This is a genomic window from Pirellulales bacterium (assembly GCA_019694435.1).
Taxonomy (GTDB): domain Bacteria; phylum Planctomycetota; class Planctomycetia; order Pirellulales; family JAEUIK01; genus JAIBBZ01.
Genome location: JAIBBZ010000085.1, coordinates 1 through 3,516 on the forward strand (window position 1 = coordinate 1; position 3,516 = coordinate 3,516).

Below are 3,516 nucleotides of genomic sequence, written 5' to 3' on the forward strand. Positions count from 1 at the left end.
TCCTCGCGCAGGCTGGCCACGGCTGTACGAATCTGCTCCTCGATCTCCGGGCCGTATTGGCCATCGCGCACTACGATGATTTCGTCTTTGCGCAGCACGGGCCGCTTGTGCGGTTCGGGATTCGGCTCGAGGTTCGGCTTGGGCGGAATCTCGTCTGGCAGGATCGGAATGATCGGTTGCGGGGTTGGCGCAGGCGTGGGCGAAACCGGCGGATTGACGCTCGGCGGCGTGAACGGCGGAGTCCGGTCGCGGCCAGCGTCGGCGTCCGGCACGCGAGGCCACGCCCCTTGTTCCACTGCCTGCACGCCCTGCGAGCTCATCTGCACGGGAGGCTGTTCCACGCGGCGCGATAAATAGCGGCGAATCGCGGCCGTGATATTCTTGGCCAGCTTTTCCGATGAGCCGCCATAAACCTGCATGAACACGACCAGCGATGGATCGCCAAACTTGCCCGAGCGGGGTGGCTGGACGAGGATCGTCGGGTAGGCTTTGAACTGGAGCTTCGCAAACCGCCAGCTTTGCGACTCATCCTCGATGGTGTAGTAGGTGAAGTGGGACCACGATTTTTTGGCATCGTTCGGGTTGGCGAACGCCAGCAGCCAGGGATCGGTCTCCCATGCCTTCTTCAGATTGATGCAAGCCGGGCACGAACGCGAGCCGACGACCGACACGAACCATTTGTCGATGTCGTTGGCCGGCAGCTCGAGTGCCGCGAGCAGTTCGTCCTGCTCGCCTCGCACCAGTCCGTCCCCAGCCCGAGTCACGCTGTCCCCCATCCGGCGCACCTCGGCTGAATCAACTTCGGGCGGTTTGGCCAGTGCGCTTTCGGAGAGCAGTCCGGATACCACGATCAGCATCATTGGCAAAACACGTCGCATTGGTTTGGCTCCTGTTGGTCTCAATCCCACCAGGCCGCGATGTGCGGCATGGCCGGTGCGGGCGGATAGTCGAGAATCACACACCACTGGCCGCTGGCCAAGTGCAGGCGGCGAAAGGCCGCGTCGTCGTAAGGCTGCACGTGCTGGTCGCCGTTGTTATTGACGACGAACCACGTTCGGCTGGCCGGATCGTGTCCGACGAGCGTCTGAAAGTGATTGCTGCCGGCACCGATCGCCGCGCCCCGACCGTTGGCGCAGGCCCACGTCATCCAGTCCCAGGTGGGCGTTCCCGTCACGTTGTAAATCCGCATGCCGCGCTTGTCGGCATACCGGGTCACGCGGCTCGGATAGCTGCCGCCCCGCTCGGCCGGCCCGTACTCGCTGTCCCACAAGAGCGTCGAGGCTTGCGGCACATTCTGGTCGAGTCCGCACATGCCGATCGAACACTGCACGCAACTGCCGTCGGGGTTCTCGTACCACTGCAGATAACGCTGCGGCACCTGGAGCGACAGCCGCGCGTCGAACGGATCGACGCCGGCAGCCGTTTGCGCGCCGGCATGCGATACCGCCAACGGCATCGCCAGCCAGGCGATTCCCACCATCAGGCACGTCCGCCAGTAACCGTTTCGCATGATCGCGCTCCGCACTCTGCACTCGTAGTCCATAAGTGCGTTCTATCATGCGTCTGTGCATTCCAAAGCGACATTTCTGAAGATTGCCGGAATCGTGCTACATATAGCAATCTGGCTTCCGAATTGTTGCAAGTGTGCCCTCGAACGTGACGAATCGACGCCCGCAGTGGCGACATTGTTTACGCCGCCGCACGCGCCCATCGCGCAGAGGCTCGGTGTTGGTTGTGACCAGGTGCCGACAGCCACAACTTGGGCACGCGATCCCGCGTGGTTTCGTCTCGTTCATTGCCTCCTCCTTTGCAACTCGGCAAAGCTCACCCGCCCACGCTTGATGTCCCCCGACGCACCCCCCGTGCCCGCAAGCGCGACTCCCTGAATCGAAGCGGCCGCGGCGCAGCCCACCAGGCAATCGAACCAGTGGTTATCGCCCCGCTCGGGGCGCATCTTCCATTCGTCCACCGTCCGACCGCGCCCTTCGGTCTTCACGCGGTATTCGGCCGTCAAATGTTCGGCAAACAGCCGGTGCGAGTCGGCGCTTGCGCCAAAGAGCGACAGGCACCCCCGGTCTCCCATCGGCACGGCCAGGCGGGCATGCACGAACGTCTTCCAGAAGTTCGTGTCGTAAACCACGTGCCGCACGGCCCGTTTGCCGGCCACATTGGGCATCCGCCAGTTGTGCCCCACGCGGTCGCCCGGCCGGCGCTTGTATTCGGAAAACGGCTGGCTCGATGCGCCCACAAACCGGCCGTGACTCGGCATCACAATCCCGGCAAAGGCCGACTGCCGGCAGAACTGATACACCACGTCGGTACTCGATCCCCAGTTGGCGTCGATCAGACAGCGCTCGATTCGCAGCATGGCCCCGTCATCGCGCCGCCACTCGCGCCCCAGCGACGCTGCGGTCAGTTGCTCGAGACCCGCGTAGATGGCACCTTCCAACCCGCTCGACTTCGTTGCCAGCGGGAGCGTGAGCCGGGCGTCGCGGAGCGTGAAGTACGGGCGCTGCTGGTCGGGAAACGCGCCGTAGTCGATCACGTAGCCGGTGAAATCGTCTTCCCATGCCGCAACCGCGTAAAACAGCAGGTTCGCCTGCACATCGACGAACATCGTCAGGTGATTGCAGCCGACCGGAGTCAGGCGGCGGTCGATCCGGTTGAGCTTACCGGCGATCTCGTCGGCCGAGAGTTCGTCCCCCTCGGAGGTTGCTTCTGGAAGCGGCTCGTTCTGGTATTCGGCGAAGAAGGCCGCTTCATCCTGCAACCGCAAGTTCATCGCGTGCTGGATCGCCGACAGTTCATCGTGGTTGAACCGCTCGGGCCAGGCGACCAGCGCGCCGGCATCCATCGCTTCCCGATCGGCGGCGTAGAACTCGGTCGCCAGGCGAATGTCGCCATGTTCGCGCAGGCTCTCACCACGCAGCTCGCCGTAGCGCTGCCACTTCTTCTCGTCGCTGGGGAACGTGTAAACCATTTTGGTGCGTTCCCCATTCCATTCCGGATGCTTGTCGCGCGAGAGGATGTTGTCGGCCATGTCGCTCGGGCGGATCACCGTGCAGGGCATGATGCCCGAGATCTTCTTGCCCGGACCGGCCAGGCCGAGGATCGCACCGGCCAGAATCCCTTCCCGTGTGGCGCACTGCGAGAGCGAACGGGCACTCTCATCCGTTTGCGGATCGTCTAAAACCACGAGGCTCGGCCGTACCGTGTGGCCATCGGCCCGCTTGTACTTCATACCGCGAATCCGGCCGGTGATGCCGGCCACCTTGATGATCGCCCCGCTGGCCGCACTGCCGGGCATCGAGGGAAGCACGATTTCGCGAGCGGTCCAGCCGATGTGCGTCCGTTCTCCCTGATAGAGCTGGCCATTGCAGCGGTTGGCGATCCCGTCGAGGCACTGGATCGGATAGACGGCCTCGGGAAAATCCTCGAGCAGCAGCTCGTTGCCGTCGAACTCCATCTTGATCGATTCGAGCATGTCCATCGCATGCCCTTCGTCCGAACCGATCA

General features: G+C 63.5%; 3 protein-coding genes. All 3 read right to left on the bottom strand.

All coding sequences use genetic code 11. The features are described from left to right. Window positions 1–878 (bottom strand): hypothetical protein (locus tag K1X74_23475; protein MBX7169313.1); only part of this gene is annotated, 878 nt, incomplete at its 3' end. 20 nt (window positions 879–898) lie between these two features. Continuing rightward, window positions 899–1,510 carry a C39 family peptidase gene (locus K1X74_23480; GenBank protein ID MBX7169314.1) on the bottom strand — a complete coding sequence of 204 codons (612 nt, stop codon included), beginning with the start codon at window positions 1,508–1,510 and terminating at the stop codon, window positions 899–901. A gap of 282 nt (window positions 1,511–1,792) precedes the next feature. Beyond that, window positions 1,793–3,516, bottom strand: a 1,724-nt coding sequence (locus K1X74_23485) for a phage terminase large subunit family protein (GenBank protein MBX7169315.1), incomplete at its 5' end; no start/stop codon positions are given.

Bases quoted from the DNA above. Each gene is read 5' to 3' on its own strand.
- K1X74_23480 (MBX7169314.1), bottom strand. From the start codon at position 1,510: ATGCGAAACGGTTACTGGCGGACGTGCCTGATGGTGGGAATCGCCTGG.